Source organism: Stenotrophomonas sp. X (assembly GCF_055721025.1).
Genome location: NZ_CM146756.1, coordinates 402,130 through 418,155, shown reverse-complemented (window position 1 = coordinate 418,155; position 16,026 = coordinate 402,130). Strand labels below are relative to the sequence as shown.

At 66.4% G+C, this 16,026-nt stretch carries 12 protein-coding genes; 7 read left to right on the top strand and 5 right to left on the bottom strand.

The window, feature by feature from the left end:
- Positions 1 to 5: 5 nt before the first annotated feature.
- Together ACZ75I_RS01855 and ACZ75I_RS01850 are read right to left on the bottom strand one after the other, a co-directional pair.
- The gene (locus tag ACZ75I_RS01855) at positions 6 to 3,029 is read right to left on the bottom strand and encodes a TonB-dependent receptor (RefSeq protein WP_472958610.1); all 3,024 of its coding nucleotides are present in this window, start codon (positions 3,027 to 3,029) and stop codon (positions 6 to 8) included.
- Positions 3,030 to 3,080: 51 nt separating this feature from the next.
- Positions 3,081 to 4,553: a transglutaminase-like domain-containing protein gene (locus ACZ75I_RS01850; protein ID WP_472958609.1), complete on the bottom strand. Its 1,473-nt coding sequence runs from the start codon at positions 4,551 to 4,553 to the stop codon at positions 3,081 to 3,083.
- Between the two features lie 132 nt (positions 4,554 to 4,685).
- Here ACZ75I_RS01850 and ACZ75I_RS01845 point away from each other — a divergent pair, with 132 nt between their 5' ends.
- The 6 genes from ACZ75I_RS01845 (at position 4,686) to ACZ75I_RS01820 (ending at position 11,178) form a co-directional block, all read left to right on the top strand.
- Positions 4,686 to 6,125, top strand: coding sequence for a C40 family peptidase (locus ACZ75I_RS01845; protein ID WP_472958608.1), 1,440 nt, complete (start codon positions 4,686 to 4,688; stop codon positions 6,123 to 6,125).
- Positions 6,122 to 7,216, top strand: a complete 1,095-nt coding sequence (locus ACZ75I_RS01840; RefSeq protein WP_012478950.1) for a dipeptide epimerase — start codon at positions 6,122 to 6,124, stop codon at positions 7,214 to 7,216. Before ACZ75I_RS01845 ends, ACZ75I_RS01840 begins: the two co-directional genes overlap by 4 nt.
- 604 nt (positions 7,217 to 7,820) lie before the next feature.
- Positions 7,821 to 8,669, top strand: a complete 849-nt coding sequence (locus ACZ75I_RS01835) for a MurR/RpiR family transcriptional regulator (protein WP_472958607.1) — start codon at positions 7,821 to 7,823, stop codon at positions 8,667 to 8,669.
- Between the two features lie 15 nt (positions 8,670 to 8,684).
- Positions 8,685 to 9,446: a L,D-transpeptidase family protein gene (locus ACZ75I_RS01830; RefSeq protein ID WP_472958606.1), complete on the top strand. Its 762-nt coding sequence runs from the start codon at positions 8,685 to 8,687 to the stop codon at positions 9,444 to 9,446.
- Entirely contained in the window at positions 9,443 to 10,744 is a 1,302-nt protein-coding gene (locus ACZ75I_RS01825) for an APC family permease (RefSeq protein WP_061478555.1), read from the top strand. The genes ACZ75I_RS01830 and ACZ75I_RS01825 overlap by 4 nt, the downstream gene beginning before the upstream one ends.
- 110 nt (positions 10,745 to 10,854) lie before the next feature.
- On the top strand, positions 10,855 to 11,178 hold the full coding sequence (locus ACZ75I_RS01820) for a hypothetical protein (RefSeq protein ID WP_472958605.1): 324 nt from the start codon (positions 10,855 to 10,857) through the stop codon (positions 11,176 to 11,178).
- Positions 11,179 to 11,285: 107 nt separating this feature from the next.
- Here ACZ75I_RS01820 and yiaA read toward each other — a convergent pair whose 3' ends face one another.
- Positions 11,286 to 11,738 carry an inner membrane protein YiaA gene (yiaA, locus tag ACZ75I_RS01815; protein ID WP_061478553.1) on the bottom strand — a complete coding sequence of 151 codons (453 nt, stop codon included), beginning with the start codon at positions 11,736 to 11,738 and terminating at the stop codon, positions 11,286 to 11,288.
- 168 nt (positions 11,739 to 11,906) lie between these two features.
- Here yiaA and ACZ75I_RS01810 point away from each other — a divergent pair, with 168 nt between their 5' ends.
- On the top strand, positions 11,907 to 13,076 hold the full coding sequence (locus tag ACZ75I_RS01810) for a PQQ-dependent sugar dehydrogenase (protein WP_472958604.1): 1,170 nt from the start codon (positions 11,907 to 11,909) through the stop codon (positions 13,074 to 13,076).
- Positions 13,077 to 13,140: 64 nt separating this feature from the next.
- Here ACZ75I_RS01810 and ACZ75I_RS01805 read toward each other — a convergent pair whose 3' ends face one another.
- Complete coding sequence (locus tag ACZ75I_RS01805) at positions 13,141 to 13,695, bottom strand: hypothetical protein (RefSeq protein WP_472958603.1); 555 nt, start codon at positions 13,693 to 13,695, stop codon at positions 13,141 to 13,143.
- 128 nt (positions 13,696 to 13,823) lie between these two features.
- The gene (locus ACZ75I_RS01800) at positions 13,824 to 15,998 is read right to left on the bottom strand and encodes a glycoside hydrolase family 3 N-terminal domain-containing protein (protein ID WP_472958602.1); all 2,175 of its coding nucleotides are present in this window, start codon (positions 15,996 to 15,998) and stop codon (positions 13,824 to 13,826) included.
- Between the last annotated feature and the right edge of the window lie 28 nt (positions 15,999 to 16,026).

Sequence of the window (16,026 nt, the reverse complement as noted above, 5' to 3'; positions counted from 1 at the left end):
TGGCCTCAGAAGTTCCAGGTCACCACCAGCTGGGTGTAGCGCGGGGCCTGCCAGCGCGTCCCGGTGGCGAACGTCGCCTCGCGGTACTGGCCGGGCTGCGCTTCATAGCGCTGGTGCACGTTGATGGTCTTCTGGTTGTTGAACAGGTTGTACACCGACAGCCGTGCACTGAGGTCGATGCCCTCCACCGGCAAACGCCAGGTCACATTGGCGCCCATGGTCCAGGTCCACGGCAGGCGACCGAACGCACCGCGTGGGCTGTACTCGAACTGCCGCTGGTTGTACGGGCCGGAACAGTTGGCCACGCACAGCCAGCCGGTGCCACCGCCGCTACCTTCGCTGGAGGTACTGCCACCGGCGATGGAATCGTTTGGCCACATCACGCCGTAGGCAGTGATCGGACCACCGGACTGCACCTGCAGTGTGGTTCCGAACGACCATTGCTTGTTCAGCGCGTAAGCGGCACGCAGCTTGAACTGGTGGCGGAAGTCGTTGAACAGCACGCCATAGCGCTCGTTGGTGGCCGGATGGTCCCAGAACTGAACCATGCCCGTGTCGCCGTAGTTGGTATCGGAATTCACAGGGCCTTCGAAGTTGCCCTCGCTCTTCGACCACAGGTAGGACGCGTTGAACATCCACTTCTCGTCCCATGCACGGTCGATCTGGAACTCCAGTGCCTTGTAGGTGCGCTTGGGCTTGGAGTAACCGATCACCTCGCCGCTGCCACCCTTGCGATAGCCGCTGTTGGCGGTATCGATGGTGATCCAGCCCTCGTTGGCGCAGCCGATGCTCTTGTCACCCCAGATCGTCAGGCTCTCGCCCGGGTTGGCGATCGGCCACAGCGTGCTCGGGGTCGGGCCGCACGGGGTGTAATTGATGCGGATGTCGTCCAGCGCACGGGTCATCCGTCGATAGGTGGCGTTGACGCCCCACGACCATGCCTGGTTGATCATGTTCTGGAAGCCCAGGATGTACTCGTCCTGGTAGACCGCCTTGAGGTCGCGATCCACACTCTGGCGCAGATCGGCACCGCCGGTGTTCATGCGGGTGTCGGTCGGGCCGATCTGCTGGCCGACGATCGGTGCCATGTACGGTGAGCCTGTCGGCGAGGTTTTCCGCTCCCAGCCGTTGAGCACGTAGTAGCTGTATTCGTCAGTGAGGCCACCGGCGAAATTCACGTTGATGTTGTTGGTGACCGGCAGGTAGTAGCGGCCGGCGTTGCCGAACAGCTTGGTGCTGCCATCACCACGCATGTCCCACGAGAAGCCGACACGGGGTGCGATCAGGTCATCCATCTTGATGAACGCCTTGCCGGCGGCGGTGCGGTTTTCGAAACGGTCCCAGCGCACGCCGAGGTTGAGCATCAGGTTCGGCGTGATGTTCCAGATGTCCTCCACGTAGAAGGCATTGGCTTCAGTCTCGAACGTGCCGCCCGATTTGCGGTTGCGCGCACGCAGCATTTCGGTAACGCCAGCCGGTACGTAGGCATTGGCACCATCCCAGACTTCATCGCCGGGTCGCGCCACGTAGGCGGTGTAGCTCAGTTCGGTCGGGCCGGGGTAGCGGGTGGACTGCTTTGTGGTCATCAGCTCACGGTCGACACCGAAGCGCAGCAGGTGGTCACCCAGCTGCCATTCGAAGTCCAGTCGCGCCACGTCACGAGTATCGTCACGCTCGGCCACTGCCGTGCCCGTGGGGTGGCAGCCTGCGCGCAGGCCCTGCAGCTTGCCCAGGCGCGGGCCGTAGGTACTGTCGGTGAACACCGGGCTGCAGGCCTGATCCAGCGATGAATTGGTGAAGGCACGCTGGTTGTTCTGGCCGACCATGGCGCGCGCGGTGAAGTTCTGCCCGAAGTGGCCGGTATAGGTCGCCGACCAGTTGCGTCCCCCCGTCTCGGTGACCGAATCACCGCCCCATGCACCGAGCTCGTCTGCGTTCCAGTTGTACCCATAGGAGGCATTGGTGACGTCTCCCTCGTCGGAGAACGCCAGCAGCGCCAGGCTGTGGTTGTCGTTGATGTTCCAGTCCAGCTTGGTGCCCCAGAAGCCGTTGCCGGAATCATTCTTGAACCAAGTGCTGCCGTCGGACGAGGTGTTGTGTCCCTTGTCGTTGCGGTCTTCGTACATCGCGAACAGGAACAGCTTGTCCTTGACGATCGGCCCCGAGCCCCAGACGTTGGTCTTCAGGAACGAGTTGTTGTCGCGGCTGCCATACGAATGCGGGGTTCCATCACGATGGAAGTGGTCGCCGCCACTGGCGCGCCATGCACTGGGCTCGGCGGTGACTTCGACGCCGCCCTCGAATTCGTTGCTGCCCGAACGGGTCACGGCATTGATCACGCCACCGGTGGAGCGACCGAACTCGACCGAGTAGCCACCCGTCTTGACCTGGAATTCCTTGAAGAAGGCGAACGGCGCGGTGCTGAAGCCGCGACGGGTGTACATGTCGGTGACATTCAGGCCGTTGATGAAGACCGCATTCTCGGCCACCGATGAACCGGCGAACGACAGGCCGCCGAATGACGAGTTGCCGCCGACCACGCCCGGCGCCATCAGCGCGACCGCAGACAGGTCCTGCGCCACCGGCAACCGCGAGATTTCCTGACGGTTGATGTTGAAGGATGTCTCGGTGGAGTAGACGTCCACGCGGTTTACCACTCGGGTGCCAACCACCTGCAGGGCATCAAGATTGGTGACGCCGCCGCCACTGGCCAGGTTGACCGTGGTGGTACCGCCTACCGCCACACTGACAGCAACCTGATCGCCCAGCTTCTGGCCATCTCGGCTGAGCTGCAGCTGGTAGTCGCCTACCGGCAGCTGGCCGAGGCGGTAGCTGCCGTCGGCGCCGACGGTGACGGTACGGGTCATACCCGTACTGTTGCTGACCACGGTCACCTGGTCACCCGCGGTTGCACGGCCGGCAACTGCGCCGCTCACGTTCTGTGCCATTGCGATGCCGGGCAGCACTACGCCCAGACACGCCCCAAGGGCGACGCACAACGCCGCCCGCTTGATGCTGTAAGCCTTCATCCCCTGCTCTCTCCTGCAAGAATTGAATGGTGTGGAATGCGATGTGTCGCGCTAGCGTTGCCTGGCTGGCAGTACCCGCCACTGGAAGTCGTAGCTCCATTGGTCGAAGTACAGGTTGCCGCCTGCCCACTCGGCCTCGCCGCGCTGCGAGTCGACCGTTTCCGAGCGGAAGTGCTGCTTGGCCGGCACGAAGGGCTGGCCGAAATCGTCGTTGAAGGCGATGCGGTAGCCGTCGAGGCCACCCAGGTAGAAGTCACGGAGGACCGGCACATCACTGGCCAGTGCGCCGGTGGTCACGTCCATCGGCAACCAGCCATACGGCGCCAGGTAGACCTGCCCCCAGTCATGCAGGTTGTTGTAGCCGCTGCCATCGCCGGAGAACACCATGCCCGACTGCCAGCGTGCAGGAATACCGTTCAGGCGCAGCAGCGCGATCAGCAGCAGGGTCTGCTGCCCGCAGTCGGCATGGCCGGCCCGCAGCGCGTAATCGCTGATGTTGCTGATCGTGGAGTACTCGCGCGCACCAGCCCAGGGAATGCGGTCGACCGCAGCAAACAGCCTGCGCACCACTTCATACGGGCGCGTTTCACCCTGCAGCACCTGGTCGGAGAACAGCTTCAGCGCGGGAGTGAAACGCACATGCGGCAGCTGCTCGGCCAGGTAGGGCTTCAGGGCCGGATCGGCCGGGGTCGGTTGCACTACGGCCGGGTTGATCGCGGTATGCCGGGCGAAAATCGTGACCGCGTAGCGGATCTCGAAGCGGGTCGGCTGCCCGGCGACCGCTTTGGCTTCGAGGTAGGCGGTGCGTTGCCGGGTATCGGCCGGAGCCACGCGCGCCTTGCCCGGGGTGCTGCCCAGCCATTGCACCTGCTCCTGCTGGCCGGGGATCTCGCGCGGGTACGGAATCCACGCGCGGATCGTTTCACTGGCGGGCACCACATCGGCTTTCACCGTGAGCGACTGGGTGAATTCATAGCGCTTCGGCAGAACCGACGCCTGGCCACTCTGTTCGGCCGCAGCAACCACGCCTGCGTGGTGGGCATTGAGCACTTCGTTGGGGCCCGGAGGCGGCATCGGTGCATCCGCGCGGCGACGCGCGCGTGCTTCGTCGCTGAGCAGGAACAGGTTCGAGGGTGCGCGCTTGAAGTACCAACGCTCGCCATCGATATCGAGATGCTCGATCAGGCCGAGTTGGTCCCAGCGCGCAAATTCCTCGTCGGTCAGATCGGGAATGCCGCGCCGTACGGCGTCCTTGGCGGCGTTTTCGTCGAGGGCGAAATCCAGGCGGATGCGGCGCATGCGCTCGCGCTGGAACGCCTCGTCAGTGGCGGCGGGTGTAGTGGCCAGCAGCGCCTCGGCGTCGCGGAAACGGCCGCTGTCGATCAGGTCGATCACCTGCACTCCTCGCGCGCGCTGCTGGTTGCTGCGCCCGTCTGCCGCCTGCGTGGCCGACACCCACAGCAGCAGCGCGGCACTCAGGCCGGCGGCGGCAGTCAGACGCGGTTTGCGAACGGCAGGATCCACAGCGACACTTCCCCAGCGCGGGTGGTAACGGCTGTGTAACACGGGCCGGGATGTTGGTCAATAATTTATTCTTGCTTTCGGGGCCAAAAGGAATAAATATTCCAACAGGCATTCGAGGAGGGTGTGCACCGCATGAGCCTGGCTTTCCGCGAACGGCACCGGCATTGGCCGCGCCGCTTGACCCTGGCCCTGTGCCTGCTGGCCGCTCCGGCCTTTGCACAGGCGGCCCCACCGCCCGACCCGGGTGCGCCGCTGCCCTATGTGATCGGCCTGCACGAGGCCTATCTGACCCCGCAGTACTGGGCCGCGCGCCTGGACAACGCCGATGCGCCGATTCTGGATCGCGCGCAGATCGAAGCACAGAACGCGCGGATGCGGGCGCAGGACAGCCACATCCAGGACATCGCCACACTGCCCGCCCAGCTTGATGCGGCGGCGGTGCGTGCCAGCATCGCCGCGCTGTCGAGCTGGCCCACCCGCGCCCTCTACAACGACAAGGGCCAGGCGATCGCACCCGCGCTGCGCAGCGCGATCGAAGCCAACCTCGGCCTCGATGCGATTCCCACACAGGTGGCAGCGCAGTATGGGCTGGTGGTGAAGCGTGCCGCGCTGCGCACCTTCCCCACCCGCGAGCGCGTCTTCAGCAGCGTCGGTGACACTGACATCGACCGCTTCCAGGAATCGGCACTATTCCCCGGTGACAAGGTCGCCGTGGTCCATCGCAGTGCCGACGGCCGCTGGCTGTTCGTGCACAGCGAGCGCTACAGCGCGTGGATCGAAGCCGACGCGATTGCCCGCGGCGACAAGGCCACGGTGCTCGGCTACGGCGCGAAGGGACCGTACCGGATCGTCACCGGTGCCACCGCACAGACCGCCTATACCCCGGAGGAGCCGCGCGTCTCGCGCCTGCAGCTGGACATGGGCGTGCGCCTGCCGGTGCTGGCCGACTGGCCCGCCGCCGACCCGGTGAACGGCCAGCAGGCCCACGCCTCGTGGGTGGTGCAGTTGCCGGTGCGGGAAGCCGATGGTCGATTGAAGCTGGTGCCGGCGCTGCTGCCGCGCTCGCAGGACACCGCCGCCGATTACCTGCCGCTGACCCCGCGCCTGCTGCTGCAGCAGGCCTTCAAGTTCCTGGGCGAGCGCTACGGCTGGGGTCACGACTACGACACCCGCGACTGCAGCGGTTTCGTCTCCGAGATCTACCGCAGCTTCGGCGTGCTGCTGCCACGCAATACCAGCGCGCAGGCGGTCAGTCCGGCGCTGGATCGCCTGCCGTTCACCGGCAAGGACGGCAAGGCGGTGCGCGACCGTGCCGTCACCCGCCTGCAGGTGGGCGACCTGGTCTACATTCCCGGTCATGTGATGATGGCCATCGGCCACGTCGACGGCCGCACCTGGGTCATCCACGATACGGCAGGCGGCAGCTGGTTCGGTACCGACGGCAAGCGCGTGCAGGCCCATCTCAATGGTGTTTCGGTCACGCCGCTGGAGCCGATGATGGCCAGCGACACCGTCCGCTACATCGACCGCATCACCAACATCCAGCGCCTGCGGGCCAAGACTCCTGAATGAAGATCACCGCCATCGAACTGGGCATGCTGCGCGTGCCGTTGAAGACACCGTTCAAGACCGCGCTGCGCACGGTGGAGACCGTGGAAGACGTGGTGGTGCTGATCCGCACCGACACCGGTCACACCGGTTACGGCGAGGCACCGGCTACAGCGGTGATCACCGGTGATACCCACGGCTCGATCATCGAAGCGATCCGCCACTTCATCGCACCGCGCCTGATCGGCCAGGACGTGGTCAACCTCAACCACCTGTGCACGCTGGTGCAGACCGCGATGGAGCGCAACACCAGCGCCAAGGCCGCGGTGGAGATCGCGCTGTACGACCTGTGGGCGCAGCTGCACGGTGCCCCGCTGTACCAGATGCTCGGTGGCGGCGACCCGGTGATCACCACCGACATCACCATCAGCGTGGACTACATCGACAAGATGGTGGCCGATTCGTTGTCGGCGATCGAGCGCGGCTTCGAGTCGCTGAAGATCAAGGTTGGCAAGGACATCGGACTGGACATCGAACGGGTCAAGGCGATCCATGCCGCCGTGGAAGGCCGCGCCCTGCTGCGCCTGGACGCCAACCAGGGCTGGACCGCCAAGCAGGCGGTGCATGCGATGCGCACGCTGGAGGAAGCCGGCGTGGTACTGGAGCTGCTGGAGCAGCCGGTGAAGGCCGCCGACATCAGCGGCCTGAAGTACGTCACCGACCGCGTCAACACGCCGGTGATGGCCGACGAAAGCGTGTTCAGCCCCAGCCAGGTGATGGACCTGATCCAGCAGCGCGCGGCCGACATCATCAACATCAAGCTGATGAAGACCGGTGGCCTGTCCAACGCGATCCGCATCGCCGACATCGCCGGCATCTACGGCGTGCCGTGCATGATCGGCTGCATGATCGAATCGAGCATCAGCGTGGCTGCGGCTGTGCACTTGGCCGTGGCCAAGAGCGATGTGATCACCAAGGTTGATCTGGACGGCCCCTCGCTGGGCCAGTTCGACCCGGTCAGCGGTGGTGTGCATTTCAACGAATCGGAGATCAGCATCAGCGACGTGCCGGGGCTGGGTATTACTGAGGTGCGTGGGCTGGAGATGCTGGGGTGACCCCTGCCTTGCGGCTGGCCTGGCGTAAAACCGACTTTGGTTCGGGCGTTACTTTTCTTTTCGCGAAAAGAAAAGTAACCAAAAGAAACGCTCCGCCGGCCGCGAGCCGACGTGCTGCGCACGTCGGTGCCCTGCGCTCCTCGGTCCGCCGAGGGACGGCGCGGAACTCGCTGCGCTCAGACACCCGCGCCTCTTCGCCCTCGCCGGACCTGCGGTGCTCGGCTCGCTTGAAGGCGGACTCAACGTCAAAGGCAACAACTGCATCCCGTGGATCCACGCCATGCGTGGGTGCTTTTGCTCTACCCCGTATCCCCTTCGCGGCTGGCACGCGCGCGATCTGTCCGGGGTCGGGCGGGTGGGGCTTGCAGGGGTGTCCGCGCCATGGGCCCGAGGCATGCCTCGGGCGGGTTGGGCAGGACGCCCAACCCCGGTCTTGCCGTTTGCGCAGGACAGCGCAAACGAGCAAGCGCGGCCAAGCCTCCATGGACGGATTCACGGCGTCCCCTGCAAACCCCACCCGCCCGACCCACTCCATGACCTGCTCTACGCTGCCAACCGCAACGCGTTCCCCTATGCTCCAACGCACGCCCCTCGGACACCCCGCATGCCGCCCCTGCTGAAGATCCGCACCGAGCGCGGGCAGATGTCTGCCATCGAGCGCCGCATCGCCGACTTCATCCTCGACAACGCCCACCTGCTGCGCGACTACTCGTCGCAGCAGCTGGCCAGTGCGCTGGGCATCAGCCAGTCCAGCGTGGTGAAGTTCAGCCAGAAGCTCGGCTTCAAGGGCTACCCGGACCTGAAGTACTCGATCGGCCAGGACGTGGCCCGCGCCGGTGCCGATCCACAACAGCTGCCCAGCGAACCCGACAGCGGCGATGACTACCTGCGCCTGGGCGAGGCCCTGCGCCGCAGCAAGGCGCAGGCCGAGGAGGAAACACGCCAGGCCAATCCGCGCGGGGAGATCGAGCGCATCGTACAGCTGCTCGACAGCGCACCCAAGCTGTTCGTCCATGGCCTGGGTGACGATGGCCTGTATGCCCGCGAGTTCGCCATGCGGCTGTCGCTGCTCGGGCTGCTGGTGGTGCCGCACACCGACCCGATCCTGATGCTGGCCAACCTGTCGGCCGCACGCCCCGGCGATGTGCTGCTGGTGTTCTCCGAATTCGGCAACCTGCCGCAGCTTTCGCAGCTGTCGCGGCAGTTCCAGGACATGGGTGGCAAGGTGATTTCCATTACCCGCCACACTGCCAATCCGCTACGCGCGCATGCTGATGCGGCACTGGTGGTCTGCGCGCACGACCGCACGCCGCAGGTCGCGCAGCTGCTGTACCGTAGCGCCATGCACGCCCTGCTCGATTTCCTGTTCGTGCTGCTCTGCCACACCAATCCGGACCGCCAGCAGCAGCTGGCGGTGAACCTGGAGCGGATCGACCACCTGCTGGATTCCTGACCGGAGCACCTGTTGATGAAATCGCTGGTTCGCCTCGCTACCACTGCGCTGCTGCTTGCTGCGACGGTGTCCGTTCACGCGGCGCCGCTGGATGGCGCGCGCCAGCTGATCGTGGTCACCAGCGAGGGCTGGGACAGTACCCAGGGGCAGCTGCAGGCCTATGTGCGCGATGGCAAGGGCTGGCACGCACATGGACAGGCGTTCCCGGTGGCGCTTGGCCGCACCGGCAGTGCCTGGGGCCTGGGCCTGCACCCGGCGCAGGCCGACGGCCCGCAGAAGCAGGAAGGCGATGGCCGCAGCCCGGCGGGCGTGTTCGCGCTCGGCAGCGCGTTCGGCTATGCCGTCACACGCCCCGGCACCGCGATGCCTTACCAGCCGATGCTGGACAGCAACTACTGCATGGACGTGCCCAGCTCGCCGTTCTATAACCGCATCGTTGATGAAAAGAAGGTCGGCAGCGCAGCGGTCAAGGGCTCCACCGAGCCGATGCGGCTGGACCTGCACAACAAGGGCGACGTGCGCTACCGGGAGGGCTTCGTCATCGCCCACAACCCGGACAACCAGCCCGGCAAGGGCAGCTGCATCTTCGCCCATCTGTGGCGCACGCCCGGCGAGGCCACCGCCGGCTGTACCGCCATGCCACAAGCACGCATGCAGGCGCTGCTGGACTGGCTGCGGCCGCAGGATACGCCGCGCTTCGTGCTGCTGCCGCGCGCCGAATACACACGCCTGCAGGCCCAGTGGCAGCTGCCCGCGCTGAGCGGAGACGCCCGTTGAGCGCGCAGGACGAACCACAGCTGCAGCGCGCGGTCAGCCGCTGGCAGATCGTCGGCCTGTCGATCAACGATGTGATCGGTAGCGGTATCTACCTGCTGCCGGCCGCCACCGTCGCCCTGCTCGGCCCCTTCAGTCTGTGGGGCGTGGTCGCCGCTGGCATCGTCGTCGCGCTGCTGGTGCTGTGCTACGCGCAGGCCGCCAGCTACTTCGATGAACCCGGTGGCAGCTACCTCTACGCACGCGAGGCCTTCGGCCGCTTCGCCGGATTCGAGATCGGCTGGATGATCTGGCTGACCCGCATCAGTTCGGCGGCCGCACTCAGCAACGCGCTGGCCGATGCGGTCGCGCGCTTCTGGCCATGGGCCGGCGCCGGCATGGGCCGCATCGCGGTGATCGTGGTGTCGCTGGGCTTCCTGACCGGCGTCAACATCATCGGCGTGCGCTCGGCCGCGCGCACCGGCGTGGTACTGGTGATCGGCAAGATGCTGCCGCTGCTGCTGTTCGTGGCTGTCGGCGCGTTCTATATCGATCCACAGCTGGCCTTCTCCGGCCAGCGCCCGGACCCGCATGACCTGCAACGGATGGGCGAGGCCGCCTTGCTGCTGCTGTACGCCTACGCCGGCTTCGAGAACATCCCGGCCGCCGCCGGCGAGTACCGCAATCCACGCCGCGATATTCCGTTCGCGCTGATCACCATGATCATCACCGTCACCGTCATCTATGGCGCGGTGCAGGTGGTGGCGCAGGGTACGCTGGCCGGCCTGGCCAGCTCGGCCACGCCGCTGGCCGACGCCGCAGCCGGTTTCGGCGGCGAGGCCCTGGCACTGATCCTCACCATCGGCGCGACCATCTCCATCCTGGGTACCAACAGCAACACGATGATGATGGGTCCGCGTTTCCTGTTCGCACTGGCCCGCGATGGCTACGGGCCGAAGATCCTGGCGCAGGTGCATCCGCGCTTCCATACGCCGGCCGCATCGATCCTGTGCCAGGGCCTGATCGCGCTCGGACTGGCGCTGTCCGGTTCGTTCGTGCAGCTCGCCCTGCTGTCGATGACCACGCGCCTGTTCGCCTACATCGGCACCGCTGCCGCCGTCCTGGTGCTGGCCAAGCGCTACGCGGATCGCCCAGGTGCGTTGAAGCTGCCCGGTGGCCCGCTGATTCCGGTGCTGGCGCTGCTGCTGTGCCTGGCCCTGTTCGCCAGTGCCAGCTGGCAGAACATCGCCGCGGCACTGGTGGCATTTGCCATCGGCGCGGTGATCTACAAGCTGCCGCGCAAGGACGCCGACGCCGGATGATCGGTAACGCCGCAACAGGCCCGGCGGATTGATCTGGCGATCACGCTGCCGGACCGGGCCGTTAACCGCCACACAGGCACGATCAGGCTTCGTCCACAACGGAGCCTTCCATGACCGAGTACCAGATTCCCGGCCGCGTACCGGACGACAGCACGCCGCGCGACGCAGTCAGCGACTATTGGCGCGAGCGCTACACCGCCGAGCCGTATTACGACGACCAGCTGTTCTTCGAGGACTACGAGCCGGCCTACCGGATCGGCCACGCCGCGCGGGCGCAGGACATGATCCGCGCGTACGATCAGGTCGAAGCCGAACTGGAATCGCGCTGGGCCAACGAACGTGGCCGCAGTCGCCTGGACTGGGCGCAGGCACGTAACGCCGTGCGCCGCGGCTGGGACGAAGCGCAGCTGGCAGATCCGCGCTTGAAGCGATAGCGTCAGGCTGCTGTAGAGCCGAGCCTACGCTCGGCTCCCGCACCACGTCTGTAACGTAGAGCCATGCTCGACTGAGCCGAGCATGGCTCGGCTCTACACCGGATCGATCATTCCTGTTCCGGCAGCGGCGGCACGATCGCGCTGCGCTTGCGCTCGCCACCACCGGCGGCGATCAGGTCGCGGGTGTTCTTCTGCACAGCCACTGCACCGAACAGCGACAGCGCATACGCCATACCGTAGAAGCCCTTCTCGCTGGGTGCCAGCGTGGCGTTCCACAGGCCGACCAGCAGCAGCAGCAGCGCCGACAGCAACGCGAACCAGCACAGCGCGTAGTACAGGCCACTCACCGGAATGCCTTCGACGCGGTCGCGCACGCTCTTCTGCAGCGACACTGCCGCGAACAGGCCGAACAGCAGCAGGGTCAGGTAGTAGCCCTTCTCGTTGAGCGCCATCGTGGCATTGAACAGGCCGATCAGGTACGCCGCCGCACCCAGCAGCAGGGCCACCCACGAGGCGGCGATGAAGGCGGTGGAGGGCTTGTGAGGCATGGCAGTATTCATTGCAGGTCCTTGGCAGGCAGACGGGCATGCTTTGCCCGGGCGTGCCCACCCTAGACGATCCCGCCGCCGTCGCACAGGGGGCGCAGGACCTTCGGGCCACGACGGTCACGGCTGCGGTGGTATACAAGGGGCAGCCCGGCCATCCGCATCCCCGCCCTGGAGATACCCATGACCCGTACGCCCCTGCTGCTCGCCCTCGGCCTCGTGCCGATCCTCGCCACCTCCGCCTGCAACGCCGCCGATCCTGGCGCCAACGGCGCCCAGACCGCAGCGCCCGCAGCCTCCTCCGCCGCCGACCAGCGTCCGTTCACCGCCACCGAAGTCAGCCGTTTTGACCAGCCTTGGGCGATGACCTTCCTGCCTGACGACAGCCTCCTGGTCACCGAGAAGCGCGGCAAGCTGCAGCACCTGGATCTGGCCAGCGGCCAGAAGCATGAGATCACCGGCGTTCCGAAGGTCGCCTACGGTGGCCAGGGTGGCTTCGGCGACATCATCCTGCACCCCGACTTTGCCCGGAATCACGTCGTTTACCTCAGCTATGCCGAGGAAGGCACGCTGGATACCCGCGGTGCGGCCGTGGCCCGGGCCACGCTGGCGCTGGATGCCAACGGCGCCGGCCAGCTGAAGGATCTGAAGGTGATCTGGCGGCAGAGCCCCAAGGTCAGCGGCGAGGGCCACTACGGGCATCGCCTCGCCTTCGGCCCGGACGGCAAGCTGTGGATCAGTTCCAGCGAGCGCCAGAAGTTCGATCCGGCCCAGGACATGGGCGGCAACCTCGGCAAGATCATCCGCCTCAACGACGATGGCAGCCTGCCCGCCGACAACCCGTTCGCCTCACAGGGCGGGGTTGCCGCACAGGTGTGGTCGCTGGGCCACCGCAACATCCTGGGCATGGCGTTCGATGCCAACGGCAAGCTGTGGGCGCACGAGATGGGCCCGGCCGGCGGCGACGAACTGAACCTGATCGTGCGCGGCGCCAACTACGGCTACCCGATCGTTTCCAACGGTGACCACTACGACGGCCGCCCGATTCCCGACCACGATACCCGGCCGGAATTCGCCGCCCCGAAGGTGAGCTGGACGCCGGTGATCTCGCCGGCCGGCTTCGTGATCTACAGCGGCAGCCTGTTCCCGCAGTGGAAGGGCAGCGGCTTCATCGGCGGCCTGTCGTCGACCTCGCTGGTGCGCGTGGCCTTTGATGGCGACAGCGCGCGCGAAGCCGAACGCTTCAACATGGGCGAGCGCATCCGCGAAGTGGAACAGGGCCCGGATGGCGCCCTGTGGCTGCTGGAAGACGGCAGCAAGGCGCGCCTGCTGAAGCTGACGCCGAAGGCATGAGGTGCCGCCGGCCTCTGGCCGGCACGTTTTTCCGCGACGGCCCCGCGTGCGGGGCCGTCTGCGTTCACTGGATGGTGATGACCTTCACCTCGGTCTGCGTGCAGGCCTTGTCCAGGCACGTTCCGTTCAACCACACCTGTCCATCGCCAATCATCACGCCCTGCTGGTTGACGAAGACCTTGCCGAAGTCCTGCCCGGACACTGCCTTGACCACCGCCGGGGTAATGATCTTCTCGTAGTTCCGCTGGAACTCACCGGGGCCAGTGATCTTCTTTCCGTCGCTGATGTTCAACGGGAAGCGCACTTGCTCGACCACCGCAGCACGATCACCGCCGACCACGGCGGTCTTGAACGCGTTGAAGACCTTCTCGAACTGCGCCGCATCGCCGAGCAGCGATTCGATGCGCGCACGCGCGTCCTCGGCGGGCGCCTCCGCGGCCGGTGCAGCCGGTGCGGCGGCGGCAGGTTCGGCAGCCGGCGCCGCCGGTTCAGCGACAGGCGTCGCTGCCGCGTTCGCTTCCATCGGCGGCGGCGCATCCGCCGCAGGCTGCGCCGGGGGCTCAGGCTGCGAACAGGCCGCCAGCAGCAGAGCGGGAATCAGGTAGGCCATCCGGCGCATACGCGTACTCCGTCGAAACAGGAAACACGATGGTAGCGCCGCCACAGTGACGGCAACAAAAAGGGGACGGAGGGGATTAAGTCGTTAGTGGCACAAACGACTTAATCCCCTCCGTCCCCTTTTTCTGATCAGGCCTTCAGCAGTTCGAACTGCACGGCTTCGCCGGCGGCCGACGAGGCGCAGACCCACAGGTCGAACTGGCCCGGTTCGGCACGCAGCACGCCATCGCGGCCGGTGAACGCCAACTGCTCGCGGGTCAGGGTGAACACCACGTCGGTCGACTCGCCCGGCTGCAGTGCCACCTTGCGGAAGTCCTTCAGTTCGCGCACCGGACGCACGCGGCTGGCCACGCGGTCGTGGATGTACAGCTGCACGACTTCCTCCCCGGCCACATCACCGCTGTTGGTCAGCGTGGTGGTGATGGTCAGCGTGTCGTCCCAGCCGAGCTGTGCCGTACTCAGCTGCGGCACGCCGTAGGCGAAGGTGGTGTAGCCGATGCCGTGGCCGAATGGGTACAGCGGCTCGTTCGGAATCTCGCGCCAGCGGGCCTTGAACTCCGACATGGTCGGCAGTTCCGGTCGACCGGTACGCGGGTGGTTGTAGAAGTACGGCTGCTGGCCGGACACCTGCGGGAAGCTGACCGGCAGGCGACCGGACGGGCTGTAGTCGCCGAACAGCACATCGGCCACGGCATGGCCGGTCTGGGTGCCCAGGTACCAGGTCACCGCCACGGCCTGTGCATTGCGCACCGCGCCCTGCAGCGCCAGCGCGCGGCCATTGCGCAGCAGCACCACCAGCGGCTTGCCGGTCATCGCCACAGCCTCGGCCAGTGCCTGCTGTGCCGGCGGCAGGGTGATCTCCACACGCGACTGTGCTTCACCGCTGTAGCGTTGCGGTTCGCCCAGCGCCAGCACCACCACATCGGCGCGCAGCGCGGCAGCCACCGCCGCTTCGGTACCGCCCGGAATGGCCGCTTCCAGTTCGCAGCCCGGCACGATTTCCAGCAGCGCTTCGTCGCCGATGGCGGCACGCACGCCGGTTTCCAGGTCGACGTAACGCTGCTTGTCGCCGAACAGCGTCCAGCAGCCTTCGATGTTCTCGCGGTCCTGCACGAACGGGCCGATCAGCGCGATCTTCTGCCCGGTCTTCTGCAACGGCAGCACGTTGTCACGGTTGTTCAGCAGCACGATCGAACGCCGCGCGGCGTCGCGCGACAGTTCGTCATGCGCAGCGATATGCGAGGTATCCGCTTCGCGCGCCGGGTCCAGCGAACGGTACGGGTCGTCGAACAGGCCGATGGTCTCCTTCAGCCACAGGATGCGGCGCACGCCTTCATCCAGCACCGCCATCGGCACTTCGCCGCTCTCGACCAGGCCCGGCAGGTGCTCGGCGTAGAAGCCGCTCTGCATGCTCAGGTCCAGGCCGGCGGTGAACGCCTTGGCGGTGGCATCGCGGTCGTCGGCGGCGTAGCCGTGCGCGACCAGCTCCATGTCGGCGGTGTAATCGGAGATCACCACGCCCGGGAACTTCCACTCGCCGCGCAGGATGTCGGTCAGCAGTTCGGCGTTGGCGCTGGCCGGCACGCCGTTGATGTCGTTGAACGAGGACATCACGGTGATCGCGCCGGCCTCGAAGGCGGCCTTGAACGGCGGCAGGTGCACATCGCGCAGGGTCTGCGGCGAGATGTCCACCATGTTGTATTCCATGCCGGCCATCACCGCGCCGTAGGCGGCGAAGTGCTTCGGCGTGGCCAGCAGCGAATTGGCGGCGCGCAGGTCGCTGCCCTGGAAGCCACGCACGCGGGCGGCGGCGAACGCACAACCCAGCACCACGTCCTCACCGGCGCCTTCGGCGCCACGGCCCCAGCGCTGGTCGCGGGCGATGTCCACGGCCGGGGCATAGGTCCAGTGCAGGCCGGCAGCGGTGGCTTCGATGGCGGTGGCGCGCGCCGTGCGCTCGGCCAGGTCCGGCTCGAAGCTGGCGGCCTCGCCCAGCGGGATCGGGAACACGGTACGCATGCCGTGGATGACGTCGGCGGCCAGGATCACCGGGATGCCCAGGCGGCTCTCCTCGGTGGCGACCTGCTGGATGCGGCGGCCCAACTCGGCGCCCACGCCATTGAACAGCGAGCCGACCTTGCCCTCGCGCACCTGCTGCAGCACCTGGTCGGCATTGCGCACGTTGGCTTCCGGGTTCACGTCCGGGGCGAACGGGCGGACCATGTCCGCGAAGACACCCAGCTGGCCGACCTTTTCCTCGACGGTCATCTGGGCAATGAGGGATTCGATGCGATCGGAGGCCACCGGCAGTCCTTGATGAAAACGTTTACAA

Bases quoted from the DNA above. Each gene is read 5' to 3' on its own strand.
- ACZ75I_RS01855 (WP_472958610.1), bottom strand. From the start codon at position 3,029: ATGAAGGCTTACAGCATCAAGCGGGCGGCGTTGTGCGTCGCCCTTGGG.
- ACZ75I_RS01845 (WP_472958608.1), top strand. From the start codon at position 4,686: ATGAGCCTGGCTTTCCGCGAACGGCACCGGCATTGGCCGCGCCGCTTG.
- ACZ75I_RS01840 (WP_012478950.1), top strand. From the start codon at position 6,122: ATGAAGATCACCGCCATCGAACTGGGCATGCTGCGCGTGCCGTTGAAG.
- ACZ75I_RS01835 (WP_472958607.1), top strand. From the start codon at position 7,821: ATGCCGCCCCTGCTGAAGATCCGCACCGAGCGCGGGCAGATGTCTGCC.
- ACZ75I_RS01830 (WP_472958606.1), top strand. From the start codon at position 8,685: ATGAAATCGCTGGTTCGCCTCGCTACCACTGCGCTGCTGCTTGCTGCG.
- ACZ75I_RS01820 (WP_472958605.1), top strand. From the start codon at position 10,855: ATGACCGAGTACCAGATTCCCGGCCGCGTACCGGACGACAGCACGCCG.
- yiaA (WP_061478553.1), bottom strand. From the start codon at position 11,738: ATGAATACTGCCATGCCTCACAAGCCCTCCACCGCCTTCATCGCCGCC.
- ACZ75I_RS01810 (WP_472958604.1), top strand. From the start codon at position 11,907: ATGACCCGTACGCCCCTGCTGCTCGCCCTCGGCCTCGTGCCGATCCTC.
- ACZ75I_RS01805 (WP_472958603.1), bottom strand. From the start codon at position 13,695: ATGCGCCGGATGGCCTACCTGATTCCCGCTCTGCTGCTGGCGGCCTGT.